Origin of the sequence: Kitasatospora sp. NPDC088779 (assembly GCF_040685395.1) — a bacterium.
Classification (GTDB): Bacteria; Actinomycetota; Actinomycetes; order Streptomycetales; family Streptomycetaceae; genus Kitasatospora.
Genome location: NZ_JBFBHW010000038.1, coordinates 41083 through 66328, shown reverse-complemented (window position 1 = coordinate 66328; position 25246 = coordinate 41083). Strand labels below are relative to the sequence as shown.

General features: G+C 73.6%; 19 protein-coding genes and 1 pseudogene. 9 read left to right on the top strand and 11 right to left on the bottom strand.

From position 1 onward, the window contains the following. The first annotated feature begins 55 nt into the window (after positions 1-55). Positions 56-538, top strand: a complete 483-nt coding sequence (locus AB0P03_RS29230; RefSeq protein ID WP_363631659.1) for a hypothetical protein — start codon at positions 56-58, stop codon at positions 536-538. A 187-nt stretch (positions 539-725) separates the two neighbouring features. On the opposite strand, the gene AB0P03_RS29225 is transcribed toward AB0P03_RS29230, so the two are convergent. Continuing rightward, positions 726-1292 (bottom strand): hypothetical protein, encoded by a 567-nt coding sequence (locus tag AB0P03_RS29225; RefSeq protein WP_363631657.1) that lies wholly within the window; start codon positions 1290-1292, stop codon positions 726-728. Between the two features lie 616 nt (positions 1293-1908). Between AB0P03_RS29225 and AB0P03_RS29220 the strand changes: the two genes are divergently transcribed. Further along, entirely contained in the window at positions 1909-2664 is a 756-nt protein-coding gene (locus AB0P03_RS29220; RefSeq protein ID WP_363631656.1) for a hypothetical protein, read from the top strand. Between the two features lie 594 nt (positions 2665-3258). After that, positions 3259-3435 (top strand): hypothetical protein, encoded by a 177-nt coding sequence (locus tag AB0P03_RS29215; RefSeq protein ID WP_363631654.1) that lies wholly within the window; start codon positions 3259-3261, stop codon positions 3433-3435. A gap of 406 nt (positions 3436-3841) precedes the next feature. On the opposite strand, the gene AB0P03_RS29210 is transcribed toward AB0P03_RS29215, so the two are convergent. Together AB0P03_RS29210 and AB0P03_RS29205 are read right to left on the bottom strand one after the other, a co-directional pair. Next, a complete protein-coding gene (locus AB0P03_RS29210) occupies positions 3842-4333 on the bottom strand; it encodes a hypothetical protein (protein ID WP_363631652.1) in 492 nt (163 codons plus the stop codon). A gap of 322 nt (positions 4334-4655) precedes the next feature. Then, positions 4656-6533: a helix-turn-helix domain-containing protein gene (locus AB0P03_RS29205; RefSeq protein ID WP_363631651.1), complete on the bottom strand. Its 1878-nt coding sequence runs from the start codon at positions 6531-6533 to the stop codon at positions 4656-4658. A gap of 241 nt (positions 6534-6774) precedes the next feature. On the opposite strand from AB0P03_RS29205, the gene AB0P03_RS29200 reads away from it, so the two are divergent. Beyond that, on the top strand, positions 6775-7173 hold the full coding sequence (locus AB0P03_RS29200) for a hypothetical protein (RefSeq protein ID WP_363631649.1): 399 nt from the start codon (positions 6775-6777) through the stop codon (positions 7171-7173). A gap of 231 nt (positions 7174-7404) precedes the next feature. Further along, complete coding sequence (locus tag AB0P03_RS29195) at positions 7405-7665, top strand: helix-turn-helix transcriptional regulator (RefSeq protein WP_363631648.1); 261 nt, start codon at positions 7405-7407, stop codon at positions 7663-7665. Between the two features lie 44 nt (positions 7666-7709). Here AB0P03_RS29195 and AB0P03_RS29190 read toward each other — a convergent pair whose 3' ends face one another. Further along, positions 7710-9239 carry a hypothetical protein gene (locus tag AB0P03_RS29190; protein ID WP_363631646.1) on the bottom strand — a complete coding sequence of 510 codons (1530 nt, stop codon included), beginning with the start codon at positions 9237-9239 and terminating at the stop codon, positions 7710-7712. A 22-nt stretch (positions 9240-9261) separates the two neighbouring features. After that, positions 9262-9756, bottom strand: coding sequence for a hypothetical protein (locus tag AB0P03_RS29185; protein ID WP_363631644.1), 495 nt, complete (start codon positions 9754-9756; stop codon positions 9262-9264). Between the two features lie 509 nt (positions 9757-10265). Here AB0P03_RS29185 and AB0P03_RS29180 point away from each other — a divergent pair. Genes AB0P03_RS29180 through AB0P03_RS29170 form a run of 3 tightly spaced genes read left to right on the top strand, consistent with a single transcriptional unit; the run spans position 10266 to position 12861 of the window. Then, positions 10266-10577: a hypothetical protein gene (locus AB0P03_RS29180; RefSeq protein WP_363631642.1), complete on the top strand. Its 312-nt coding sequence runs from the start codon at positions 10266-10268 to the stop codon at positions 10575-10577. After that, the gene (locus AB0P03_RS29175; RefSeq protein WP_363631641.1) at positions 10574-12031 is read left to right on the top strand and encodes a DnaB-like helicase N-terminal domain-containing protein; all 1458 of its coding nucleotides are present in this window, start codon (positions 10574-10576) and stop codon (positions 12029-12031) included. The genes AB0P03_RS29180 and AB0P03_RS29175 overlap by 4 nt, the downstream gene beginning before the upstream one ends. 41 nt (positions 12032-12072) lie before the next feature. Beyond that, the gene (locus AB0P03_RS29170) at positions 12073-12861 is read left to right on the top strand and encodes a hypothetical protein (RefSeq protein ID WP_363631639.1); all 789 of its coding nucleotides are present in this window, start codon (positions 12073-12075) and stop codon (positions 12859-12861) included. Between the two features lie 41 nt (positions 12862-12902). Here AB0P03_RS29170 and AB0P03_RS29165 read toward each other — a convergent pair whose 3' ends face one another. Next, the gene (locus AB0P03_RS29165) at positions 12903-13964 is read right to left on the bottom strand and encodes a hypothetical protein (RefSeq protein ID WP_363631638.1); all 1062 of its coding nucleotides are present in this window, start codon (positions 13962-13964) and stop codon (positions 12903-12905) included. A 515-nt stretch (positions 13965-14479) separates the two neighbouring features. Beyond that, complete coding sequence (locus AB0P03_RS29160) at positions 14480-15133, bottom strand: hypothetical protein (RefSeq protein WP_363631637.1); 654 nt, start codon at positions 15131-15133, stop codon at positions 14480-14482. Between the two features lie 261 nt (positions 15134-15394). On the opposite strand from AB0P03_RS29160, the gene AB0P03_RS29155 reads away from it, so the two are divergent. Further along, a complete protein-coding gene (locus AB0P03_RS29155; protein WP_363631635.1) occupies positions 15395-16426 on the top strand; it encodes a hypothetical protein in 1032 nt (343 codons plus the stop codon). A gap of 143 nt (positions 16427-16569) precedes the next feature. On the opposite strand, the gene AB0P03_RS29150 is transcribed toward AB0P03_RS29155, so the two are convergent. From AB0P03_RS29150 to mobF, 4 genes and pseudogenes are all read right to left on the bottom strand, one after another. Then, the gene (locus AB0P03_RS29150) at positions 16570-16947 is read right to left on the bottom strand and encodes a hypothetical protein (RefSeq protein ID WP_363631634.1); all 378 of its coding nucleotides are present in this window, start codon (positions 16945-16947) and stop codon (positions 16570-16572) included. Positions 16948-17700: 753 nt separating this feature from the next. Continuing rightward, positions 17701-17946, bottom strand: a pseudogene (locus tag AB0P03_RS29145) (WhiB family transcriptional regulator); the annotation flags it as partial. Positions 17947-17984: 38 nt separating this feature from the next. Beyond that, positions 17985-19919 carry a hypothetical protein gene (locus AB0P03_RS29140; RefSeq protein ID WP_363631632.1) on the bottom strand — a complete coding sequence of 645 codons (1935 nt, stop codon included), beginning with the start codon at positions 19917-19919 and terminating at the stop codon, positions 17985-17987. Between the two features lie 172 nt (positions 19920-20091). Next, positions 20092-24903: a MobF family relaxase gene (gene mobF, locus AB0P03_RS29135; RefSeq protein ID WP_363631682.1), complete on the bottom strand. Its 4812-nt coding sequence runs from the start codon at positions 24901-24903 to the stop codon at positions 20092-20094. Positions 24904-25246: the final 343 nt, after the last annotated feature.

Here is a 25246-nt window from a genome sequence, read left to right as displayed (position 1 = left end):
CCAGTGCAGGGCCCGGCCCGGAACCATGTGCGGCAACCGCAGCAAGGTCCACCCAGTGCGACACGGCGCAGCCCGCAGCGATCCCCCGGCCCCACCCGCCCATCACCTCGCGCCGACCGCCGGGACGCCATGGGACGGCCGCTACGACCACGACGCCCCGTGGTGGGACGACCATGTCGACCGGCCCGGGCCCGCCGAACTCCGTGTCGGCGCCCTGGGCCCCGGCACGCACGAGATCATGTGCTGCGCCGTGCTGCGGACCGATACGGGCTGCCCGGTCTGCGACCGTGCGTGCTGGCTGTGCGAGGCACGCGCGGGCCGGGCCTGCCGCAGCCTGGCGTCGACACGTCGGATCGCCGGAGTCGCCCATGTCGCCCGCCTGTGGAACCTCGGTCTGGAAGAGCAGGACGACTACCTCGCCGCAATGACCCGCCCCTGCCCCCACTGCCAGGCCCAGAACGGCCAGCTGTGCCACACCGTCCCACGCGCCAGCACCCGCCCCCACCTCGCCAGACGCCCCCACCAACGACGCCGCTGAACCCCGCCCCAACGGGGACTCCGCCCCACACACGCAACGACGGACAGCAGCCGGGCCGCCCACCACAACCATCCCTGCGCCCACGTCAACACCGCGTTGTGGCCGGGCAGTGCGCGGTTACGGTGACTGCACAGACCCGGCCGTCATCGACGTCGCCGCAGCCGCGCCGACAACCAGGCAGCACTTGTCAGTCTTCGTTCTCGCCGTTGTCGGTGCTCTCCGGCGGCAGTTTGGCGATCCGGCGGAACCGGCCGGCGGCCTGCATGAGCATCGCGAACGCCAGTCCCAGGGACTCATCCGCTGGCGGAATGCCGGAGTCGACGTCGAACGATGGGGCGTAGTGGTGGGTGACCATCGCGGTCGCGGCGCTGACCAGGTCGCGTGCGGCAGCCAGGGCTTCGATGTCCGGGGCCTGCTCGTCCGGCCCGGCCGCCCGGCTCAGGTCCGTCACCAGTAGCCCGAGGCGCAGCACCAGCAGTAGCCGGCCGGTATCGGTGGCGGCGGGCACGGCGGCGGCCACGACCTCGTCGCGGACCGGGCTGTAGGCGGTGCGCAGCGCTTCGATGTCGGCGCCGGCCTGTTCGGCGTCCATCTCGGCACCGACCAGGTGGGCTTCGGCCGCGCCGAGCAGGGCGGTGGCCAGCATCACCGCGCGGGTCGCGTCGTCGGCGATCTGGTCGGGTCGCCAGTGGGCTCCCAGTACGGCGAGGGCCTCTTGCAGCTGTAGGACGTGCTCGCGCTCGCGGCCGGCCACTGTCGGCTCCTTTCGCCGGTCTCACTGTCCGACGGCGCCCGCCGGTGATGGCCCGGAGTGTGCGTCTCGGGTCCGGCGGGCGCCAGGGGGCAGCGTAGCGGGGGGGGGACGCGCGCGGCCCGGTTCCTACGGCTCGGGGTGAGACAGGTCTTCGGGAACGGCGGCGGCGATCCGCACCATTTGCGGCGCGGGGCGGAGGCGTGCACGAAGTTGAAGGCCGGGCGGCTGGTGGCCGGGTCGCCCTTGAACCGGGTCTCGCGGCCGACGACGACGTGCGTCTGCGGACGGGGCAGGCTCGAGAATGGATTCGGGGCTGTCGGGCCGGGCCCGCGTCCGAGGCCGGCGAGGAGATCTCCTGGTCGCCACACGCGCATACCCACAGCCCCCAGGGACGCGCGCACGGCTGCGGGCATGGGCGCACCGCGCCGTACAGCGTCGGCCGGCCACAGGGCGAACCCACGTCTCCCCGCGGAGGTGTGTACTCCGTGTGGTGCACAATTCCTCCAATCCCCGTCCGGCCCGCCCCGTGGGCCATAGATTCACTGTGACATCTGGTGACCGATGAGGCATGGGAGTGGTTGTGGGAAGCGGAAGCACCTTCGGTACGGACAGCGGTGTGGCATCAACAATCGCTCTGCTGGAAGTGCGGCAGCCCGCCGTGCAGGACCGAATCCGCCGGGCGCAGGCGGAACTGGCCGCCGCCACAGCGGAGCAGGACGCCATCACCAAAGCGCTCGAAGGACTGCGGCTGCTCTCCCGCGGCGGCGAGTTGACCCCGCCCCCGACCGTCGGGGCTGTGCAGGAATCCGTTACGGCGGCCGAGTCGATCGACCGGCAGGCCGCGCCCCCGCAGAGCGGGCCTGCCGCTTCGGCGGCCAGGGCTGGGAGGAAGACAGCCGCGAAGAAGGCGAAGAAGGCTTCCGCTGCGAGGGCGGGCACCGCGAAGACGGCCGCCTCCGCGCCCGAGCGGCAGGAGCGGGCCTCGGTCCCCGTGACGAGGAAGGCCGCCCGAAAGGCGGCGGCGAAGGAGACCGAGCCCAAGGCCGCGGCGAAGCGAACGTCCACGGCCAAGAAGGCGGCACGGGCGGCAGCGGCACCGGCCGGTGACAAGCCCCCCGTCAAGGCGGCCGCGCAGGCGGCGGGCCGCCGACGGCAGGTGACAGACGCGAACCGCGTCCTGGAGGTGCTGTCCCGGGCGGGGAAACCGCTGCGCGCCCGCGAGGTGACTGACCTGCTGGGACTGGATACCTCCGAGGGGAACATCAACGCGATCCGCACCAGGCTGGAACGCCTCGCCAAGGACGGCCGCACGCAGCGGCCCGGGCGCGGCCTCTACACGGTGACGGCCGACCGGCCCCAGACCGGTAGGTGACCGCGCGGACGGAGCGGCCGTGCCCGGTGGGAGGTACGGCCCGGGCCGCCGCGTCCAGCGGTCGGCTCTCGATCCGCGCGGACAGGCCTGTCGCCACGACTTCGGCCTCCCGTACGGGAACTGTGCTCTGCCGCAGGATGAGGTGCGCAGTGTGGCTGCGCTCGACCGGGTGGTGGCGCGTCCGTGGCCAGGGCGTGATGGTGAAGGCGCGCAGGTGGATGCCGTCGGGAGACTCGGCCTGTATCCCGTAGTTGTAGAACCGGGGTCGAAGGCAGGGTCGGCGCTTCCCAGGGATGCGGCGAGGCGGTCGACACTCTCCCGCTGGCCGGGCAGCGCCCCCACGCTGAGGGTTTCAAGACGGACGCGGTGGCCCTTGTAGTTGTCGCGGGGCGGTCCGTGGACGACGTGGCCGAGCAGACGTGCAAGGCTTCCCGCGTCATGTCCGCACGCGTTCCCAGGGGTGTGCTCACACGTTCCCGACCGTCTCCCAGGACCTCAACTGAGCTGCAGCGATGGAGTTTCCTGCAAGCCCCCCTCTGCCCCGCCCCGCTCGCCCCCGGCGACGTCCCCCACCGCGACACCTCGCTGTCGGCGATGCTCGCCCCCGGCTACGCCCTCGGCGGCGGCCACCACGCGGCGTGCACCGTGCGGGTACTGCGCTGGACCCACCCTGCGGAAGACGAGCGGCTCGCCGGCGCCGCCGCCCCTCTGCTCGGTGTCCGGCCCCGCGACGACGCCCCCGGCCTCGGCCTCGCCGGGGCGGCCCTGTAGCAGTCCCGCCCCGCCTCGCGCCTTCCACGCCCGCCCCGGGCACCTCACCCTGACCAGCGGACGCCTGTGGGCGCGGGGTCCCTGGCGGGTTGGGCGGCGGGAAGCCGGGCGCTTCGCCAAGCTACTGAGGCTCTGACCTGTACAGACGACTTCTGCGCAAGGCATCGCCCCCCTGGGATACCGAACGATGCCGATGTGGTCGGGGTGTGGCGGGCCGGTGGCCAAGGCGGTTCACGTGTTTCGGGAAACGCCGGGCGCCGTAGGCGCGTTGCGGTGTGTGCCGCCCGCCCCCGGCTCCCCTGGCCCAGGCCGTCGGCCACTCGCCCCGGACGCGAAACGTCCGAATGCAGGGCGGCCTGGCCGGCACGGCGTGATGGGCTGCGGGGCAGCGGCGGGGCGGGAGCGGTCACAGCCCGTGCGGGCGGGTGGGGGGCTCGGCCAGCCCAAGTTCGAGCGAGGCGATCGGGACCGCAGCGGTGTGCGCGGGAATGATGACGAGGTCTGCGGCGGTCAGGACGGCGTCGCACACTTCACGGCTACGCAGGTCCAGGACGGCGGGTGGGCTGGCCACGAGCAGGCCTCGGATTTCAGTGACCGGAACGGGCAGGCGGGTCACCCGGGCGGTGTCCGCCGAAGAAGCCCTCAGGTCGTCGTCGTCCGCCGTGGGCGGACGGCAGGTCATGTCGAGCCACCAGCTGCCGGGCGGCATCGCGGCGAGGACGCGGCGGGTTTCCTCGAAGAGGTGCTGGCTCGGTTCCATGGCAGAGAACGCGGTCACGAGCACGTGGCTGCTGTCGGACGGCGGTAGCGTGCCGTCGGTGCCGGCGGGTGTGCCGATCGTGAAGCCGGCCTCGGCCAGGCGGTCGGCAACGTGCCGCGCTACCGTCCCGGTGCCCATGACGATGACGACGTCAGGTCTCACAGTGTCCTCCCCTTCAGGTCCACGGTGCCGCTGACGTGGGCGGCGGGGTTCAGTGCGCAGGGCTGCTCGGGTCCCGGCCCCCCGGCCTTCGGGCTGAACGGTCACTGAACTGTTCGCCGCCCGACGACGTACGGTTAAAGGGGAACGTAGGCGGCCCCCGGAGTCCGGGGTACTGAACAGGCGCACCACCGTGGGGCCATGAACCGGCACGAGCGCACCACGGTGCTACCGTCGGCGCGCGCCCGGGGACTCTAGGTTCCCGACCGGCGCGGACACCCCATAAGAGGTCATGTTCCAGTCAGATCTGGAGTATCGCGTCGCACAGGACCGCAAGTGCCAGGACGACGTCGTGGGAGCCGGAGATGTTCGCCTCGTCTTCCACGTCGTACGAGGTGCCGGTGACCAGCCGGCGTTGCAGCAGGCGCTCGGTGCGCCGCAGGTGCGAACGGACGGTGGCCGGGTTCATGCTGAGCGCCGAGGCCGTGTCGTCGACACGGGTGTTGGCGCCGATCCAGGTGATCAGCGTCTTGCTCAGCGGCCGCCGGTCGTCCTCGAGCGGCTCGAGGAAGTTCTCGGCCCACTGGCGGACTTGGTCGCTGTCCAGGAGCTGTCTGATCCCCACGGACTCGGTGTCCGTCTGGGCCCGGTGCCCGCCGCGGGCGCGCACTTCGAGCGCGAGTCCGAGGACGGCCCGCTGCACCAGGTCCTGGAAGTCGCTCTGCAGAAGCGTGGCCGCCTCGCCGAGACGGCGGGCGACGGTGTTGCGGTGGGTCCCGATGATCCTGGCGGCGGCGGCCGGGGTGAAGACCAGCCCCAGGCGCAGGGTGGCGAGGATCTGCTCCCGGCGGTCTTCGGGCAGGCCCAGGAGCGGGGCCAGATGGGCCTGGGCCCAGGCGTCGGCTCGGCTGTCGAGGACATGGGCGAGCTGGACCTCGGTGACGTACAGGTGGATCCGGCCGGGAATGCGGCGGGCGACGGCCAGGGCACGGCTGGCGTCCACATAGGCCTGCGCGGTCTCGGCCAGCCGGTGGGTGCTGCTGCCCCCGAGGTAGCGGTGCGGGGCGTCCTCGGTGACGGCGGTGAGGCCCTGCACGACCTCGCTCTCGACGCCGCAGTGCGGGACGACGACGATCACCTCGTCGGGGAAGGCGGGGCAGCCGCTGACGAGCGCGCTGCCGTCGACGGCCTCCTGGCATTGCCGGATGACCGTCTTGCGGTCGGCGTGTGGCGCCTTGAGGACGAAGACGCGGCATTCTTCGGTATCGAGGACTCCCGGGGACAGGCCGACGGCGCAGCGCTGCGCATCGGTCACATGGCCCGTCATCAGCAGTTGCAGCACGGCCTCGCGCACCGATTCCTCACCGCGTCTGAGGCGTTCGCGCCCTCGGGCGGCGTCCTCGACGGCGCTCTGGAGGGCCAGGAGGTCCAGGGTCCGTGCGATGGCGGTGCTGGTCTCGGGGCTGAAGGCCGGAGCGGCGACGGCGAGCACGGGGGCGGGGCTGGCCTCTCCGATCGTGAACAGCCGGATCTGCCGGCCGGCGATGTCGAGTGCGGCCGACCTGATGCCCCCGCGCGCGAGTTCGGCGATCTTCCGGTCGGCCGGGCGCACCACCTCCACGGCGTTGTCGGGGGACGTCACGGTCAACCCCTGGGGGAAGGTCACGGTGACATGGGCGCAGGTGAAGGAGGCGAGCCAGGCCACCAGGCGCTGGGTGCCGTCCGGCCGGCCAAGGTGGTGCGTCTGTTCCAGGAGCTCCCGGTGGAGTGCAGCGGAGCGGGTGAGGGTGCTGTGGTGCTGCTCGAGGACCGCGCGGTGCAGCAGGAACCAGGCCGCGGGGTCGTCGCTGATGCCGAGCAGCGGCAGGCCGTGCCGGTTCGCCGGGGCGCGCAGGTGAGCGGCCACCTGGGCGCCGGGTGGGTGGGCTACGGCCAGTCCCGTTGCCTGGGAGCGTGCGAGGTGGGTCAGGAAGGGGGCCAGCCGGGCGGGTTCGCTCAGTCGCGGGTCTGCGGCCTGGACGACGACCAGGTGATGGCGGATCAGTTCGGCTGGCGTCTCTGTGTCCTGCGGCAGGACGAGGACGCCGTGAAGTGGCCGGTCCGCGTCGGCGCCGGCGGATTCATCTACGAAGCTGAGCTCCGCTTGAGGCACACTGGTGGCGAATCCGATCGTGGGCAAGCTGACCTCCCCCGAGGAATGGCACCCCGTCGCTGGCGCGTCGTGGTGTTCTGCGATGTCCTGGACGCCGGACGCCGGGCCCTGACGGGGCCGGAGGTCTGAACGGATTCAGGATCTGCAGGTGGATCATAGGAAACGGGCGGGACGTTGACCACACGGTATGCGGCGTCGCCGACGCGCGTGGACACGCTGCCGGATTTGCTGTGACAAGTCGAGGCGACTGCCTAGAGGGGGAGCGACTGTGAGTAGCGCTGATGACATGCCCGGGTTCACCCTGGCCGACAAGATCCAGCTTCTGCGGCTGGACAGGACCTCCGCCGGGCAGCGGCCCCCGTCCGACGCCGACGTCGCTACGGCGATCGCCAGTGCCGCCAGTGCGCGCCGGGTCGACGAGAACACGCTGTACCGGCTGCGCACCGGGCGTACGGACAACCCGCGCATGATGACCCTGGTGGCACTCGCGGAGTACTTCGAGGTCTCCCCCGACTACTTCTTCCCCGGCCCGGCGCTGGAGCCGGCGGAGCAGCGCCAGCTGACGGCCGCGCTGGCGCGCAGCGAGGTCCGGAAGGTGCTGCGGCGGCTGGCGGTCATGGACGACGAGAAGGTCGCCGCGCTCGATCGCCTCCTGGGCGCCTCGTAGGGGCGCGCAACCGGCGCACTTGTGACGGCGTGTCGCGCTCCGGTGTGCGCTGGGTGAGGTCTCGGCCGCCGCCGTGGTGCGCTCGTGCAGTATGTGCCCTCGCGAACTTTGATTATGTTCAAGGTGATCCGCCCGGCAGTACGACGCTGACCGCCGCCGGAGCCCGGGATGTGTCCAAGCGGCGCCGGGTGCCTGGTGGTGCGGGCGACCATCACGAGGAGGCTGCCGACCATGTCCGTGAACGACCTGCCCGCCACCGTCCCCGATGACCTGCGCGGGCTGCTCGCGAGCTGCCGGGGGCGCATCGAGGTCTCGCAGGAGAAGCTCGCCGCGATGGTGGGGGTGTCGGGGCGTCACTACGGCGACTTCGAGCGGGGCAACGTGCCCCGCCCCTCCCAGGTGCTGCTGGAGCGGGTCGCCGCAGTACTGGAGATGAGCAGCGCCGAGAAGCGGTCCATGTACGAGCTGGTCTTCGAGCTCTCTGCCGCCTGACGGGTCACCGTCTGCACCTGGCCGCGCGAGGATGGGAGCGGCCCTCACTGCGGGTCGCCGCGTTCGGGCGGCGTGGCGGATCCCTGACCGGGCCTCAGTGGCCGCTCGCGGTACCGAAGGTCTTCCACGGCCGGCGCCGCGGACTCCTCCCCCGCGGGCATCGGACGGCGCTCGGCGGCACGGGCGCGCTCGCGTATCTCCTGCCGGATGTGGAAGGCGCCGCACCAGTGCCATTGCCACAGGCTCCGCGCCGACTGCGCCTCCCGCTGGAGCGCGTCGAAGCGCTGCGGCACGGACAGGCAGTCGGCTGCCACCGCTTCCTCCCGCAGCCGGGGCAGCGCCTCCTCGAGGAGGTCCGCGTCACCGAGCGGGTCGCGGGAGTCGGGCGCGGCCCGGCGGGCGTCGTCCAGGTAGTGGCGCGCGTCGTCCCCGTATCTCCTGGCCAGGGTCCCCAGGGCCAGAGCGCGGGCCCGCTCTGCCTCGGCGCGCTGGTGCAGCCGGCGTCGGCGCGCCGGCGGCCACTGCCCGCGTACGGCGGCGCTCCACCAGGGACGCAGCGCCTGGGCGTCGAGGGCAGCCGCCTGCTCCTGGTGGCGGGCCTCGTCCTGGGCGAGCTGGGTGCTGTGGGCGTCGGCGTCCTGGGCCCACCGCATCCACTGGGCGGCGGCGGTCAGCCGGTTGCGGCGCCTGCGCAGGGCCTTGGACTGCGGCCCTTGGCCGAACAGGGCGTCCACGCGCAGGATGCCGGCGGTGGAGGGCGCGGCGCAGGCACGCTGGTGTGCCTGCCACATCTGCCATTGGGCGCGCAGCAGCGCCCGGGCGAGGTCGCCGTCGCTGCGGTGGTGGTGGGGGCGCGGCGCGGTGTCCGGCCAGGCGTCGAACTCGTCTGCTGTGCCGGGCGGTTCGGGGGTCCATCCGGCGGGGGGCTGGGGGTGGAAGGCGTCTTCCAGGGCCGGGTCGGCGGGCCGGGGCGCGGGTGGTTCGGGGGCGGCGGGCAGATCGAGTTCGCGTTCCAGGGCGTGCAGCCACCGTCGGACGGCGGCCTGTTCCTGGGCGGTGTAGGGCTCCAGGCGCAGGCTGTCGGGCACGCCCTGGTCCGGGGCGGCGGCCGGGGCGGGGGCGATGCCCTGCTCGCGGGCCCAGGTGTTGAGCTCGCGGGCCTGGAGGTAGCGGCGCCGTTCGATCCCCTCCAGGGTCTCCAGGGGCGCCGCCGTGGTGTAGTTCTGTTCCAGGAGGTACTCGAAGGCGAGCTGGCCGAGCGGTTCGGCCGGTGCCGTCGGGGAGGTGAGGAGCAGCCAGGCGCCGTAGAGGTGGTCCGGGTGGAGTTCCTCGAGCAGGCGGTGCAGGGTGCCGGAGGAGCGCAGGGCGTACAGTGCGCGGGTGCCGAGGGCGTCGTGGTCGACGAGGGTGTAGAGGGTGTGCCCGACCTGCCAGGACGGGCCGACAGCGGTGAACTCGTCGTCGATCAGGCGGGCGATGGGGTCGTCCTCGTCGACGGTGCGCTCGGTGTGGGGGATGCGCAGCCATGGCGAGTGGCCCCACCGGTCCCGTTGCGTCCACCAGTGGGGGTGCACTGCGGGCGTTCTCCTTGTCCGGCTACGGGGTGGCGGGCGGTGCGGCGGGCTGCTCGCGCACGACCGCGCTGGGGATGCCGGTGGTGGCGGGCGGGTGGTGTGCCCTCGGTGGTGAAGCTCTCGAACTGCGGTGGCCGGGCGCGCTGACGGACACGTCGGCTGGTGTTGCGTCCGCGTGGACGAAGGCATCGTGGGCGACGAGGTCGACTCCGGCGGGGTGTGGGTCTCGTCGGGTTGTGGGTTCTGGGCCGGTCCAGCGCCCGCCGGTGGCGGTCGGTGCGCCGGAGCAGGTCCGGTTGGGGTCCTGGCCGGTCTCCGCGTAGCCGTGCGCGGTGACGGCAGCCTCGCGTGGGGCCCGCGGGTCGGTCTCGGGCAGCGTGGACAGGTCCGGTTCCCGCTGGATGCTGCAGGTCGCAGTCCACCGGTCCGTCTCGTCCAGGGCGGCGCCTTGCCCGGTGGGCGAGCGGCCGTGCTGGTTCCGGCCGGCGGTTGCGCCGTGGACCTCTGGCGTCGTCATCGGTGGGCTGGCGTTTGTGTCCTGGTCCGGACGGGGGCTGCGGCCGCCGTCCACCGTGAGGTGGGAATCGGGTCAGGTCGCCCGGCGCTCGTAGCCGTCGTCGTCAAGGCCGAGGACGTCCTCGCACTCGCGGCCCATCGCCTGATCCCACTCTTCGTCGCTTACCTCGTCGCGCTCCAACGGATCTCCTGGTTCGGCCGGCGGATGGGCGGGACGGCGAGCAGGCATGGGGGGAGCTCGCCGTCCCGGATGGCCGGTCCGGGTGGGCCGGGCCCTGGCCACGGTGCCCGGCCGCAGGGCCGTGGCACAGCCTGCCGGGCGGTGTGTCCCGCCGGGCGGGATGTGTGCGGCCACGGATTCCTCCTGGCGGGATCGGGCGCCGGGTGGGCTGCCCGGTACGCCCCGTGCGGGCCTTTCATGGCGAGGCAGGGCCCTGCCCGTGTGCCCGTTTCGGCGAGCCGTGCAGCGGGCGGGCTGCGGGGATTTGACGATGGGAAGGGAGGGGCGTCATGGCTTTGAGCGACGGGCAGTTGTCCTCCTTGGCGGACTTCGCCACCGCCCGCGCGGAACGGCTGCGCTGCGGGCCGGTCAGTATCGAGGCGATGCGCCAGCACCTGCAGGCGGGCGAAGCGGTGCTGCTGGGCGACTTCCCCGGGGCTCCCGTGCGCTTCGTCGAGCGGTGGTGGCGCGCGGGTGAGGCGTGGTGGGAGCCGCTGGAGGAGGCGGCGGTCGCGGCCCTGGACGAGGAGGCCCGCCGCTGGGCTCTGTCCCAGCAGGCCGTCTTCACCCAGCCAGGCCCCGGCACGGCGGAGCAGGAGTGAGCACCCCGGCGGAGGCGTACGCCGAGGCGGCCGTTCTCGGATCCGTCCTGCAGGATCCTCGCCGGGCGCTGGAGGTGCGCGCCTGGCTGCGGGCCGAGGACTTCGCGGACCCTTGGCGCCGGGAGATCTACCGCGTGCTGGTGGACGGCCATCTCTACGCCCATCCGGCGGTCCTGGCCGCTGCGCCGGGGCAGCGCGCCCAGGTGCTCGGGCGCCTGGTGGTGGAGGACTTGTACGTGAGGGCCTCGGCCGACGGCTGGCAGGTGTCCGACGCGACCTGGCGCCAGGTCGCCGACTACGTCGCCGCTCTGCCGCTGCCCGACAACGTGCCCAACGCCGCCCATGCCGCCCACTACGGCCGGGTGGTCGCCCAGGCGAGCCTGGAGCGCACGGTCGGGCAGCGGGGGGAGTTCGCCGAACGGGCGGTGCTGGCCGCCGTCCTGGCCCGGCCCGAGGAGGGCGAACGGCTGCGCGGCTGGCTCAGGGCGGAGGACTTCACCGACCCGTGGATGGGCCAGATGTACAGGGCCCTGGTCCAGGACCGCCTGTACGCCCATCCTGCCGCCACCGTCCGCAGCTCCCCCGCCGAGCGTCAGCAGGTGCTCGGCCGGATGCTGTACGAGCAGTTCCAGTACAAGGCGGCCGAGGAGCGCTGGACGGTCCCTCACACGGTCTGGCCGGCCGTCGCCCAGCAGATCCTGGCCCTCACCACCACCCACCAGGTCCCGCACCCCGAGCACGCCGCCCAGCTCGGCCAGCGGGTCCTGCAGACGAGCATCCAGCAGCAGGTCGCCGAAGGGTCCTGGCGCATCGAGAGCACCCTGCAGGCGCCGGGCGCCCCAGCCGCCGAGATGGAGATCAACAGCATGCTCGGCACGCTCCAGCGGCTGGAGGATCGCTGGGAGCAGGCGGTGGGGCGCGGCGAAGCGGTCGGCGCGGCCCTGCCTCCGCAGACCTCCCCTCGCGCGGAGATGGCCTCCACCGAGGACGCCGTGCTCGGCTCCCTGATGCGCGACCCCGGCCAGATGGAGCAGGTCGGCCGGTGGCTGCGCGCCGGTGACTTCACCCAGCCGGGCCGGGCCGAACTGTTCACCACCATCCGGGACGCGGTCAGCACCCGGGGCACCATCGACCCGGCACTGGTGGTGTGGGACGCCCACCGCAGAGGCACCGCATCGCCGGGCGCGCTCCCCCCTGAGCAGGTCTGGGCGATGTACCAGGCTGGTCGGCCCGGTGTGGCGCAGGGCGGGGGCCGTCAGCTGGTGGAGGCCAACATCGTGCACCACGTGCGCTCGGCGACGTCGGCGATCAACGCCGCCGTCGGGGATCCCACGGCCGCTCCCGGCATGGTCATCGGCACCGCCCGCGGGCACCTGCAGCACGCCTCCTCCCAGGCCGCCCGCCTTACCCAGGCCACCTGGTCCGCCGCGCGTACCGGCCCGGGTGTGCGGTGATGGGCTCTACCGCCGCGGCGGCGCCGGCCCGGCGCGGTGGCGTGAGGGCACCGCGCCCGCCGGCGGACCTGCGCGCGCCCTGGCGTCGTCTGCCGGAGCTCGCCGGCGTCCTCGCGCAGGCCTTCGCGCCCGCCGCGGCGCACCCCGGGTGGCTGCGCGCCCTGTTCGCCCCGTTCTGGCTGGTCGAGGCTGGCATCCAGCGCTGCACGGGCCGGGTGCTGTCCCAGGGCCCGGCCACCCTCGTGCTGTGCCAGCCGCGGCCCTGGGGGCGCCGGGTCCTGGAGACGGTGGTGCTCCTGCCCGCCGCCGTGGCCGCGTTCTGCGCGGTGTTCGCCCCGGCCGCTGTGGTGGGGGCGGTGGCCGGCACCGCCGCCGCCGGGGCCGTGGGCCGCTGGTACGGGATGGCGGTGGCTGTGGCCCTGGTCGCGGTGCTCCTGTTGTGGCAGTTCGTCTCCCTCGTCCCGGCCGCCCGGGCGGGGGTGCGGCTGCGCCGTGCCGTGCGGGTGTTGCGGGGGGACGGGCCGTGGGCGGAGGTGGGGTCGCTGGCGGGCGGGCGCGACGGTCAGGCGACTCGCGATCTGGTGCGCGCGGTCCTCGAATGGGCTGACGGCAATGGGGTCGCTCTGGTGGCGGTGGCCGCCGACGAGCGTCTCGCCCGCCTCTACGGGCGGGCCGGGTTCGAGGCCCTGTGCCCCGCTTCGCCGGTGCTGGTGCGCCGGCCCCGCCCGGCCGGATCCTCCTGGCGCCCGCCGGCGCGGACCGTCCGCGGGGCGGTGCCCGTGCCGGTTTTCTCCCCCGGTGCGGGCTGTGCTGCGGTTGCCGCAGGGTAGGAGGCCGGAGGCCGGCCGGGCGGGGCGCCCGGTCTGTGGGGTCAGGCGTGCGGATCGGTCCAGGTCACCAGGAGCGAGGCGAACGTGACCCCGGGGCCCAGGCCGAACACCAGGCCCTGCTGGCCGTACCGGGGCGGGGTGCGGTGGGTGCGGTCCAGGACCGAGAAGATGGTCGGTCCGCCGAGATTGCCCTCCTGCTCCAGCACGTCTCGTGAGTGTTTGACGAACTGGTCGTCGACGTCGAGGACTTTCGCCAGCTTGGCCAGGATGGCGGGGCCCCCGGGGTGCAGGATGCCGAAGCCCAGGGGGCCCCGCGCGTGCTTGTCCAGCCACTTCAGCAGTTCGGGGGCCAGGTCCGCGACCGAGCGCAGCGAAGCCCGGGTGGAGGCGAAGTGGTCACCGCGCTCGTCCGTCACCTTCCTGTAGCGCTCCACGGTGTCGGGGATCGTGAACTCCTTGGTGTGATCGATCCGCAGCGAAGGGGACCGTCCCAGCGGCCGGGCCGCGACAACGGCGGCCGCCGCCAGGTCGCCCCACAGCGCCTTGTAGATCTGGTCCTCAAGTGAGAGCGCGGAGCGCTGGTAGAGGGCGGACAGGAATTCGCCGGTGACCACCACGACCGTGTGGTCGGGATACCGGGCGAGGTGCTCCTCCGCGCAGATGAGCGCCAGGGCACCCCCCGCACACGCGGCCTGGGTCATACTGCGGATCCGGATGTCGGGACGCAGGCCCAGCGCGTTGCACAGATGGACACCGAGGCCGGGCACGCGGTCACCGGTGGAGCTGGAGACGACGAGGCAGTCGATGTCGGCGAGGGCGACTCCGACATCCTCCGTGGCTGCGATCACGGCCTTTCGCGCGGCTTCGAGGATGGCCTCGAAGACGTCGTCTTTGCGTTGGACGGTTGTGCGCTCGGCGACTATCTCCTCGTAGGGGCGCAGGTAGCGGCGGGTGCCGGGGAGGTTGGTGAGGGCTTTGCGGATGGCTTCGCGCTTGGGGTGGTCAGGGTTGAAGGCGAGGATGTCGTCCCGGATCCGGTAGGCGTCGACGGTGTACTCGCCGAGGACCAGGGCGGGTCGGGAGACGTAGGCCGTGGTGGTCATCTGAACGATCCTTCGGGGCTCGGCCCGCGGGGGCGGGCCTGATGGGTTCGACGCAGTCCCCGCGCAGGGCGCGGGCACTTGGCCTGGCGGGGCAGGCGGGGGCGGCTGACCGTTGGGGGCGCCGAGGTCGGCAGTTGGGGAGCACTGCCCGACGCGGTCAGGAGAATGGGTGATGCGGTCCGAAGCCGCGGATGCCGGGGCTGGACCGGTCGCACGGACCCGCCAGGGTGCTGGCAGAGCGGCTCACCGCCGGGGTAGGCGGCGCGGCCGGGTGTGCGTGCCGTTCGGCCGGGAGGGTGCGTGCAGCAGCATGTCAGGGCACCGCGGGGCGCGCTGCTCCGCGGTGCCGGTACGGCGTTGTGCGCCATGACATCCTTCCCCCCTCCGGCGGATGCTGATGGCGATCACGCTACCCGGCAGCGCCAGACCGCCATCGGCCGATCGGATGTGGACGTCGTTCCACACCTTGTACAGGCCGGTGATTGACGAACCGTCACACGGCCTGGGTCGCCCGGCTACGACGCGTCGGCGCCGGCCGCCTGCTGCGTGATCTTGTAGAGCTCGAAGCCGTCCAGGACCTGCTCCAGCGCGCCGTACGCGGTGGCGGTGTGGGCGGTGGCGGTGTCGGCGCCGAGCAGGTGGCGCAGGCAGGTGAGGGTGAGGTGGGCGGCGCGGACGACGAGGGGCAGGAGAGCGTCGGCGGGCACGGGCGTGGAGGCGAAGGCGTAGCCGAGGGGGTCGGCGGCGCTCTCGTGCAGGGGGCGGCCGCCGGGCAGTTGCTCGGCCAGGGCGAGGCGGGTGAGTTCGACGAAGCAGTGCCCGAGCGCGGTGGCGTCGCCGCTCAGCAGGTCGGCGTCCAGCCGGTCGAGGACGGTGGCGATCTCACGGGTCTGGGCGGGAGTCGGTGTCCGCGGGCCGTCGAGGAGCCGGGCGGCCAGGGGGTGGTGACGCGAGGAAGCCGCGCGCAGCGCCGTGTAGGCCAGGCGGGCGAGGGCACCGGTGACGGCGATCGCGGCGTCCTGCCCGGTCAGGGGCTGGTGGCGGTGTACCAGGTCGCGCAGGGCGTGCTCGGTGTCGGCGGTGATCGTCGGGTCTGCGGCCCGGCGGACGAGGTGCAGCGCGAAGATCTCGCTGTCCTCGTACAGGTGCTGGTAGGGGTCGCGGGACACGGCGTTCTCCGGTGGTGACGGCGGGACAGCCTTGGTCGGCGATGCGCAATCGGCCTGTCGGGCAACGGCGTTGCCCTGTCCAAGGAGTATCACCCCCGGCCGGAACGGGCCCGCCCCGGACCGGTGGTCTGCCGTGTTGGCTCTGCCGCGAGAACGAGCGGACCGCAGCTGTGCTCTGCTTCGGGAGGCAGCAGGCTCTGGCGAAGGAACCGCTGCTGGGGTGCTCGATGGCCGAGCCTGCCGGGTGTCTAAAGTCGCACCATGACGAGGACCACTCCGCCGCGCCCTCTCGATGTCGAGGCGCTCTTTCCGGAACTGGCCGCGCACCGGGGGACGACCACCCGGCTCCATCCGCGGCCGGGAAGCCCGGGGGTGACGGCCAGTTCCGTGGGCGGTCCGATGTTGTGGCCGGCGGATGAACCGTGGCCGGTGTGCGGCGAGGCCCATGCCCGCTGGCGTGGCCGACGGCTCGCCGCCACTCACAGGTACCGGCAGGCTCTGGCCTGCGCCGGGGCCCGCGAGCCGGGTACGGGCCTCACGGACGAGGATCGGGAGCTCTTCGAAGAGCTGCATCAAAATCTCCGGGTTCCTGGGGCGTCCGGGACGGGTCCGCTGCCTCTGATCGGCCTTGCGCAGTTGTACCGGCGGGATGTACCCGACCTGCCGGCGGGACCGGACGACTGCGATCTGCTCCAGGTGTTCTGGTGCCCCTTCCACACACACGGCCCGGGCCGCTACGACCTGAAGCTGGACCTGCGCTGGCTGCGGTCGTGGGAGGTCGGTGAGGTGCTGAGCGCGCCACCGCAGCCTCAGGTCGTCGAGTCCGACGGGTTCGTTCCCGAGCCCTGCGTGTTGCATCCGGAGCAGGTGGTCACCTACCCGTTCGCCGGTCTCCTGCCCGAGGACCTGTGCGCCCGGATCAACGCCCGGGAGGAAGCCCTTGAGGCGGAGGCCGGGCGGTCGCCGGACGAGAACATGGCAGAGCCGGTCCTCTACCAGTACGACCTGTCCATCCCGCCAGGCTGGCGCGTCGGCGGCTACGCCTCCTGGCATTTGACCGACCCATACGCCATGGACTGTCTGGCCTGCGGGACGCCGATGCAGCTGCTGCTGACCATAGACAGCTCGGAATGGGACGGCGGCAGCGGCAGTTGGAGGCCGCTGGAGGAGCAGGGTTTCCCTCCGAACCCACACGCCACTCCCACCGCGGTCACGGTGGGCCGCTGGGGTGAGCTCAACGTCTTCTTCTGCCCCGACGAACCCGTCCATCCGCACCGGTGGAGCATCCAATAACTTGCTGGGCCCGGCGCATCACCGCAATCGGGCATCGTCGTCATGGTCCGTAGCCGGGCACTGTCGCTTCTCAGGTTCTGGTCCGCCTTCGGTGGTCAGCCGCGGTGAGTGAGCGGCTCCGTCACAGCGCCGGTGCGCGTCTGCTACCAGATCTGCACTCCGCCGTGGACCTGCAAGGCTCGCTGAGCAGCGTCGAGGATGTTGTTCAGACGATCGGCGATCTCGCTGGTGCGCCGGGCGGCGGGCTTGGGTGAGTCCATGCGGGCGCTGATGGATTCGACGTTGTTCTGGAGCAGGAGAACTTCCCTGATGAACTCCGGGACGTCTTCTGGGGCAACCCGGAGGGCGTCCCCGGCCAGCTGAGGGAAGAACCGTGCGCCGAGCGAGCAGACGGCCTCCGATCCCCAGACCGTCGTACGCCAGCTCTCGAAGCCAGCAAGGTCTGACGCCCCTTCGGGAACGTCGAGGAAGCGGAACTCACCGCTCCCGTCGACGGTGAACACATCCACCAACAAGCTCATGCGCGAAGTGGATCACGCCCTCGCCCAGGCGGTCCACGACTTTCCGCTTCTGCCTGGCAAGGCTCGCCGAGGCAGCCGGGGCTTGCGCCGGTGGGCGCCGTGGGTGCGCCGGCCGATCAGGGTGGCCGTCCGGCGCCGACAAGACCCCGGAGGTGCGGATTTCAGAACGGAGGTTCACCGCTCCAGGAGCCGGTACGCGGCTGCGGTGGGATGCAGCCGCACTGCTGCGTCCGGGCACGGTAGTCAAGACCAGCGGCGTTCACGACGGCGTACCGTATCCGCTGTCGCCGACACCTCGTCGGCGACTGCCGGCAGGCGCTGCTGGAACCCGGCGGCATCGCGGGCACCGGCAGCCGGTCATCGCTGCCGGACGTCGCCGGTAGACGCTCCGATGCTCGCCTGCAGAGCCGCAGGCGTGTTGCCGCGGACGGTCCGGACCGGGGTCTGGACGGTCGCGCAAATGAAGTACGGGACGGTGCCGCATGCTCTCCCGCCCGGGCGCGCCTGCGGACACCTGCCCCGGGCGGCGGCCCGGTGGGGACGCCGCCCGTGTCCGGCACCCGGCGGGATGTCGGGTTGCCGTTGCGGTGCGGCCCTCACCGACGTCTTCGGATGGTGACGTCCCCGACGGGGCCGGGGACGTCACCATCCGGACGGGTGCGGTTGCCGCCCGGCGGTGGGAGTTCACGCGCGGGCAAGAGCGGGGGCAGGTGCGGGGGAATGCGGGCGCTGCCCGTCCTGGCCTGTGTCCTTGGCCTCCTTGGCCTTGCGCCGTTCCCGGGCGGCTCGGCGGTGGATGGCGCGCAGTTCGTCCTCACTGACGCCTCCCCACACGCCGGTCTCCTGGTGGGTCTCCAAGGCCCACAGCAGGCATTGGGGGCGCGCGGGGCAGCGTCGGCACACGGCCTTGGCCTCTTCGATCTGCAGCAGGGCCTGGCCCCGGTTGCCGATGGGGAAGAACAGTTCCGGGTCCTCTTCGCGGCAGACGGCGCGTTCCATCCAGTCGCGCCGCGTAGCCTGGCGGTCTTCACGGCGGGTCATCGCATTCCTCGGTTCGCGGTGGTGGGGCGGGTGGCCTGCCGGGGCAGGTCGCGGGCCGGGCGCGGCCCTGCTGGGGTGGTGGCGGCCTGCGGGCCGGTACCGGCGGCCGGGACGGTGCCGGTGAGCCGTTCGGTGAGCTGCTCACGGTGGCGGGTCAGCCGGGCGGTGCCGTCGCTGTCCTGCGGGGGCGGTGCGGGCATCTTCATGACCGCTTCCAGGGCCCCCAGTGCCGCCACCATCGCGGGTCTGTCCTTGCGGATGACACCGTCGAGGCGCCTGGAGGCCGCGTCGACGCGGGAACGGGCCCGGGTGATCTGCTCGGCGGTGGGCCGCGGGTGTTCGCCGGGGTCGCGGTCCCGGGCGAGCAGGTCGTCCAGCGCGCCAACCAGGACGGTGACGGCGTTGTGCGCGCGGGTGACGGCCTGGTGGTCGATGCTGCCCACCAGGATGTCCCGCAGGCGGTAGTCGGGGCGGGGGAAGTGCGCGGCGATGGTGGCCCGCACCGTAAGGCGCTGCTCGGTGAGGGCCTCGTCGAGGAGGGAGCGCCCGGCGTCGAAGGTCGCCGTGTAGGCGACCTGCGCGGCGTAGTGGACCTCCATCGGGTGAAGGCCCCGGTCTTGGGCCTCGGCGCGGGCCGCGTCGGCCGTGGCCTGGGCGTCGGTGTGCAGGCGCGGCTCGTGGGCGGTGGCGGCGCGTTCGGCGTCCGCGAGGACGAGCATGCGGCCCAGGACGGCGTGACGCCCGGTGGTCTCCACGGCCAGGGTCCGTGCGAGGGTGGTGCTGCCGTGCGCGACGGAGGGCAGGGCGTCGCCGCGGGTCTGGTGGTAGGCCTGGGCGACGTAGGTGTAGGCCTGGGTGAGGGCGTCGTCGGCGTCGGCGGCCGCCCGTTGCGCGGAGGGCACCCGCCGGCGCCAGTGGAGGGCGGCGTCGGCGTCGCCGGCGGGCTGTGCGGGCAGTGGCAGGAGCGGCGGCGGTTTCAGGACGCGGGCGGCGACGGCTTCGACGCTCTCGCGTACCGCGCCGTCCAGCGGCAGGTGCTCGAAGGCTCCGGTGAGAGCGGCCTCCAGGCGCTGGCGGTCCGCCCTCTCCTCCTCGGGGTGGGCCGCGCCGTCCGGGGCCGGGTCGGCGGGTTGGGTGGACACGCGGGCGGTGAACGCCTGGATCCGGGCGGGGTGCCGGGCCGAGTCTAGGACGAGGAGGTCGCGTTGCAGGTCGATGGCGGCCTCGCGCCAGCGGGCGCGTTGGGCGTCGGTGAGGCCGTCGGGGTGCCGTGCGGTGACGGGGTCGAGGTCGGCCAGGCGCTCCAGGTACCAGGTGGCCGCGGCGCGGAGCGCGGGTTCCTCGCTGGCCGGCCGCACCGAGTTCAGGATCCGCCAGTTCGCGGCGAGCAGTTGCCGGTCGGCCCCGCCTGCGCGGCCGTGGGCCTGGCGGATCGCGCGGGCGGTGCGTAGCGCCGTGATCACCAGCGGCCCGTGTGCTTCTTCCGTTGCCGGGTGGCGCGAGGCGAGTTCGGTGAGGACGTCGGCGCCGGGCAGGGTGGTGAACGCGCCGCCCCAGGCTGCCCCGGCCCGCGTCCAGTCCGGGCCGCCGGGGGCCGTGCCGAACGGTTCGTCCTGACCGTCCCAGAGGCGGTTCTCGAGCCAGTCGGCCTGCGCCGAGTGCAGTGTGTGGCGGCGTGGGTCGTCCGGGGGCAGTTCTTCCAGTGCCCGTTCCACGATCTCACCCGGCCTGACCGGTACCAGGGTGGTGTCGGGCCCGGTGGCGTGGGCCATGACCTCCAGGTGGCCCGGGCGGTCGGTGTCGAGGAAGAAGTGCGCGGCGGCGGCCGGGTCGGTGGTGAGCATCGAGGGTCCGTCCGTGCCGCCGAGGAAGGGGTCGGTGTAGACGGTGGTGAGCGCGTAGTGCACGGGTTCGGGCTGCGGCGCGGTCAACGGCCTTCCCCAATTCTTCTGGTGGCGGGATCGGTTGCGGGGGTGGGAAGGCGAGCGTGCGCGGGCGCTGCGGGCGGCCGCAATCGTGGCGGCGTCCTGGTCCCGGTGGGCGGGAGCGGTGGGCGCTCTCTCCCATCTGGCGGGATCGCGCGGTACCCGGCGGGCGGGTGTTTCACCGTCGGCGGCGGCCGGTGCGGCGGGGGCGGGAGGGTTTGCCGCTCGTCCGGCGGGAGGGCGGTCCGCTGGTGGTGCGGGCGCCGGTCTGGGCGGCCTGCTGGGCGGCGGCCTCCAGGCGTTCGCGGTCGGCTTCGCGCCGTACCCGCAGCAGTTGCAGGCGGTCGTTGATGCGGGAGGTGCGGTAGAGGTCGAGGGCCTTGGACAGGTGCTGCCACTCGGTGGCGCGGTCGGTCTCGGGGGGCGGGCCGAGCGGGTCGGTGCCGCTGACGCCCTGGCGCAGCCGCCAGTCGGCGACGGCCGCCACCAGGCGCCGGTAGAGGTGTTGCTGGGCGGTGTCGTCCTCGTCGGGGGCGGGGATCTGCTCGACCCATTCCTCGGGTGCCTTCTGTCCGGCCAGGGCTGCGCCCAGGGCTTCCTGGGACATGCGTTCGGCCTGTGGCAGCAGGGCCGGCGCCGGGGTGGTGCGGCCGGCCGGCACGGGGGTGGCGGGTCCGGCGGGGGGCGCGGGCCGGGGCGGCGCCACGGGATCGGGGGTGCGGGCGGTGCGCAGCAGCCGCAGTTGGGCGAGTTGTTCGAGGGTCTGGCGGGTGAGGGTGTCGGGTTGCGGTGCGGGGTGGGGCTGGTGGGCGGTGCGGGTGGCGTGGTGCAGGGCGCGGATGCGGGCGTCGAGGGCGTTCCAGGCGGCGGCGTGTTCGGCGGCTTCGGGGCGGGGGCCCAGGCCCGCCTCGTGGGCGGGGACCTGGTGGAGGGTGCGCCAGGCGTCGGTGAGGGCGGCGGTGCGTTCCCATCGCGTGCGCAGGGCGCGGCCGGCCTGCGGGGGTGGGAGGGGGCCGAGCGGGGCGGCCCAGGCGGGGGTGTCGTCGGCCAGCAGGGCGCCGCGGGCGGCGAGGTGACGGTCGAGGATGTCGCGGCGTTCGGTGAGGTGGCGGCGCCAGTGGGCGGGGGTGTGCGGGTCGTTCAGGGCGGCGGTGGGGGTGAGCCAGTCGGGCAGGTCCGTGCTGTCGTCGTGGGCGGGCGGGTGGTCGGGCAGTAGTCGGCGCAGGTGCCGCTCCGCGCTGGCGCGGGCGGTGACGGCCTCGGCCCGCTGCCAGGCGTCGCGGGCCGACGCGGTGCGCTCGCGCGCCCGCTCGGCGTCGGCGGCGGCCGCCGCGGCGGGGTCGGGCGCGGTGGCCGGCGAGCCGGGGCGGGCGCGCTGGTAGTCCTCCCGGGAGCGGTCGCGCCAGGGCATCTGGCGGCGCAGTGTCTGTTCCTCACGCAGGCGCACCAGGTCCTCCACAGCGGTGAGCTCCGCCTGGTGGTCGCCTTCGTCGCCGGCCCGCAGGACGGCGCGGCGTGTGGCGCGCAGCCGGTCGGCGAGCTGGCCGGGGGTGAAGGTGCCGTAGGGGCGGTGGGGCCAGGGCGGGTGGCGGCGGCCGTGGGCGGTGACGGGTTTCGGGGTGGCGGCGCTCTGGGCGTCGGCGGCGTGCAGTTCGGTCAGGGCCCGGGCGCGGTGCTGTTCGGCGAGCAGGACGATGCGTTCGAGTTGGGTGTCGGTGAGGGTGCGCAGCAGGCGGGTGTTGGGGTGGGGGTCCGCGTCGGCTTGGGCTTCGGCGGCGCGGGCGGTGCGCAGGCGGCGGTCGATGCGCCAGGCGAGGACCGCGCCGGGCACGTCCACGCCGGTGAGCGGGCCTTCGTGGTAGGCGGCGGCCAGGATCCGTTCGGGGGTGAAGCCCGCCCGTTCTGCGCGTGCGAGGGCGTTGGCGATGGCGGTGAGCGCGTCGTCGGCGAACAGTGGGTCGGCGGCGGTGCCGAGTGCGTGGCGGGCGGCGGCGGCGTAGCGCAGGCGGGCGGCCTGTTCGGTGGCGTCGGCGTACTCGGCGGTCAGTTGTTTGATGCCCCAGGCGCGTTGCTGCTCGTCGCGGATGGTCTGGCGGGCGCTTGGGGAGAAGGAGTTGTAGGTGGCGATCCGGGTCAGGGCCTGGTCGAGGGTCTGGTCGTGTTCGAGGGCGATGTAGAGGTGGTTGCCGGTGCGGCCGCGGGTGGCGGCGACGTAGGCGGCCTCGCGGGAGGTGCGGGTGGTCAGCAGGGCGTGGGAGCGGGTGACGGTCATGCCCTGGGCGCGGTGGATGGTGGAGGCGTAGCCGAGTTCGCAGTGCTCGGTGAGGTAGTCGGCGGGCAGGGTGAGGCGGCCGCGGTGCTGGGTGTGGCGCACGATGGCGTCGCCGGTGGGGGTGTAGCGCTCGATGGCCCATACGTCGCCGTTCTTGACGAAGTCTCGGCCGGCGCGGCAGGTGAGTCGACGCTGGTTTTGGCGGGTGACGATGAGGTCGCCGACGTGTGCGTGGTGGCCGTCGCGCAGCCGGGCCGGGCGGGGGCGCCAGCGGGAGGGTTTGAGGAGTTGGCCGCTGTCCATGCGCCAGGCCTGGGCGCGGCGGTTGAGGGCGGCGACCAGGTCTCGGTCGGGTGCGGTCATCAGCGGGGTGCGTTTGGCGGTGAGGTCGCGGCGCCAGGCGGTGAAGACGGCGTCGGCCATGGCGGTGGTGGTGCCGCCCTGGACGCGGCCTTGGCGGCGGTACCAGGTGAACGCCTCCGTGGGGTCGCCGTCGCGCAGTTTGAGGGAGGCGTCGGCTTCTTCGGGGTGGCGGAAGCGGTGGACGGCGGTCAGGTGGACGGCGCCGACCTCGCTCTGGAGCAGGCGCAGCGCGCCGCCTGCTTCGACGGCGGCGAGTTGGGCGGGGTCGCCGATCAGGCGGACGTGGGCTCCGGCCTTGGCGGCGTGGCGCACGATGGCGGCGAGGTGGGTGGTGGCCGCCATGCCGGCTTCGTCCACGATGATCACGTCGCCTCGGCGCAGGCGCTCGGCGCGGGGCAGGAGGAGCTTGCCGGCGTCGGCGAGGCGTTGGCGGCGCAGCCAGGAGTGGAGGGTGTGGGCGGGAGCGCTGAGTTCCTCGGCCATGACGTGGGCGGCGCGGGCGGAGGGGGCGAGTGCCACTGTGTGGTGGCCGGCCGCGGTGACGGCGGCGTGGGCCAGGCGCAGGGCGGTGGTCTTGCCCGCGCCGGCCGGTCCGATCGCGGCGACCAGGGCGCGGTCGGAGGTGGCGAAGGCCTTGGCCATGGCGCGTTGTCCGGCGTCCAGGGGGCCCTTGTGGCGGGCGGCGGCGCGCTCGAAGGTGCGCTCGCCGCAGGCCGGGCCGGTGCGGCGGTGTGCGGCGGCGACGATCGCGTCCTCGGCGGCGAGGATCTGGGGGGTGGTGTAGAGCTCGGCGCCGCGTCGGCGGTAGACGCTGGAGCCGTCGGGGCGCTGCAGTGGCGCGAAGGCGGGGTTGATGTCGGGCGGGGTGAGGTCCAGACACAGCCGGGCCAGTGCGTGGTCGGTGATGGTCTCGGCCCAGCCCTCGCCTGCGCGGCCACGGGTGGTGCGGGTGACGTGGCGGCGGGCCTGGGCCAGCAGATGGCGGCGTCCGAAGACGGCGCGGTGCAGGGAGACGGCGGCCACCACTTCGCGGGCGGCCGCGTCCACGTCCAGGCTGGGCGTTGCCTCCTGGCGTAGTACCTGGCGAGCGAGCGTACGGGCGTCCGCCAGCAGGCCGTCGGTGCGGGGGCGGCCGAACGCGGCGGCCATCGAGGCGTGCCAGTGTTCGCGCAGCGCCGCGAGCGGGCGGGTCTGCTTCTTGGGCGGGCGGCTCTCGAGGGTGGCCTGGCGCATCAGGGCCAGGCGCGCAGGAAGGGTCGGTTCCTTGCCGTGCTGGGCCCGGTAGGCGGCGACCAGGTGGGGCAGGCGCTGGCGTACCTGCCGGGCGCGTGCCGAGTTCGCGTCGACCAGGTCGGGGCCGATCCCGGCGATCTCCATCACGGGGCGCCGCCCGTCGGGGCGGGGGCGTTCCTCCACCACCAAGTCCAGGGCAGTGCAGACCCGGCGCAGGACCTCCTCGTTGTAGAGCTCGGACGCGGCGACGACCTGGGAGAGGAACAGCCGGCCGTCGATGGTTCGCCACCGCCCGCCGGGGCCCTGCACCTTGTTAGCGATCAGCACGTGGTCGTGCAGTCCGGCCTGTCCGGCCCGGGAGTCGAAGTGCCGGAAGCGGGCGGCCACCAGGCCGGTGGTGACGTCGTGCTGAGCGACGCCGCCCGGCCCGGTACGGGTGGCCAGCGCGTGGTCCTCGATCCACGCGAGGGTGGCGGCCACGGCTTGGTCGTGGGCGGCCAGGACGGCGGCCGCGGTGGTGTCGTCGCCTGCCGCGAGGAGGACCTGGACGCTGGCCGGGGCCTGCAGGACCGCGTGGTAGCCGGCGACGGGCTGGCGTGCCGGCTTCATCCGGGCGGCGATGTAGCGGCCCAGTTCCGGGCCGTCGGCGGGGTCGCGCCCGTACTCTGCGCGGAACGCCTTGCCGCCGATCTTCCAGCGCACCTGCCGGCGCTCCGTATCGGTCAGGGCCCGCCCGTGCTGCTTCTCCAATCGGTCGATCTGTTCCTGCACCGCTTTGGCCAGTTCGGTGGGCGTCTTCCCGAACTGGTAGTACGCCGCGCCGAGCCTGGCCGCACGCATGGCCTGGCGGACCGTCGCTCCGTCGCGTAGCCGCTCGGCCGTGATCGCGTCGGCGCGTGGGTGCAGGCCCTCGCCGAACAGCGAGCGCATCTGCGCCTCCGTCACCTCCCCTTCCACGCCGAGCAGGGCGGCCGCGCGTCCCGCCCAACGGCCCGGCGGAACGCCCCGCTCACGCTGCTGGGAAGCCAGGTCGCGGCCCCGTCTGCGGGGCTCGTCACCCGCGGCGATCTGGTTCTTGAAGTACAGCCAGCCGTCGCCCGGGGTGAACGTATGGGCTTCCATCACGCCGCCAGGCTCCGCAGGGACACCTCGAAGATGCAAGAGGTGTTGGGAAGTCGGCCCCCTGACTGGCGGCCGCCACGACTGTGGGGTGCCGTGTCCGGTGGTGGCTTCGGCGTACGGGTGGCGGGTGTTCGCGCAGGCGGGGGCGTGTGCTCGCCGGCACGGGCCGGGTGGGGGTGGGTGGGTGCGGTGTGCGGCCGGGCGGGAACTTCGCCGGTCGCCGTGCGGGCCGGATCCCGTCTGACGGGATCCGGGGGTCTGTGTCCTTTCGCCGAGCGGCGGTGGCCGGTTGCCTGGGCTGGTGCGGCGCCCCGGTGTGGGGCGTGTGTGCCTGTGGCGGGGT

Excerpts from the sequence above, each read along its gene's own strand:
- AB0P03_RS29150 (WP_363631634.1), bottom strand. The coding sequence starts at position 16,947 with ATGAGCTTGTTGGTGGATGTGTTCACCGTCGACGGGAGCGGTGAGTTC.
- AB0P03_RS29210 (WP_363631652.1), bottom strand. The coding sequence starts at position 4,333 with ATGGGCACCGGGACGGTAGCGCGGCACGTTGCCGACCGCCTGGCCGAG.
- AB0P03_RS29180 (WP_363631642.1), top strand. The coding sequence starts at position 10,266 with ATGGCTTTGAGCGACGGGCAGTTGTCCTCCTTGGCGGACTTCGCCACC.
- AB0P03_RS29155 (WP_363631635.1), top strand. The coding sequence starts at position 15,395 with ATGACGAGGACCACTCCGCCGCGCCCTCTCGATGTCGAGGCGCTCTTT.
- AB0P03_RS29185 (WP_363631644.1), bottom strand. The coding sequence starts at position 9,756 with ATGACGACGCCAGAGGTCCACGGCGCAACCGCCGGCCGGAACCAGCAC.
- AB0P03_RS29165 (WP_363631638.1), bottom strand. The coding sequence starts at position 13,964 with ATGACCACCACGGCCTACGTCTCCCGACCCGCCCTGGTCCTCGGCGAG.
- AB0P03_RS29195 (WP_363631648.1), top strand. The coding sequence starts at position 7,405 with ATGTCCGTGAACGACCTGCCCGCCACCGTCCCCGATGACCTGCGCGGG.
- mobF (WP_363631682.1), bottom strand. The coding sequence starts at position 24,903 with ATGGAAGCCCATACGTTCACCCCGGGCGACGGCTGGCTGTACTTCAAG.
- AB0P03_RS29215 (WP_363631654.1), top strand. The coding sequence starts at position 3,259 with ATGCTCGCCCCCGGCTACGCCCTCGGCGGCGGCCACCACGCGGCGTGC.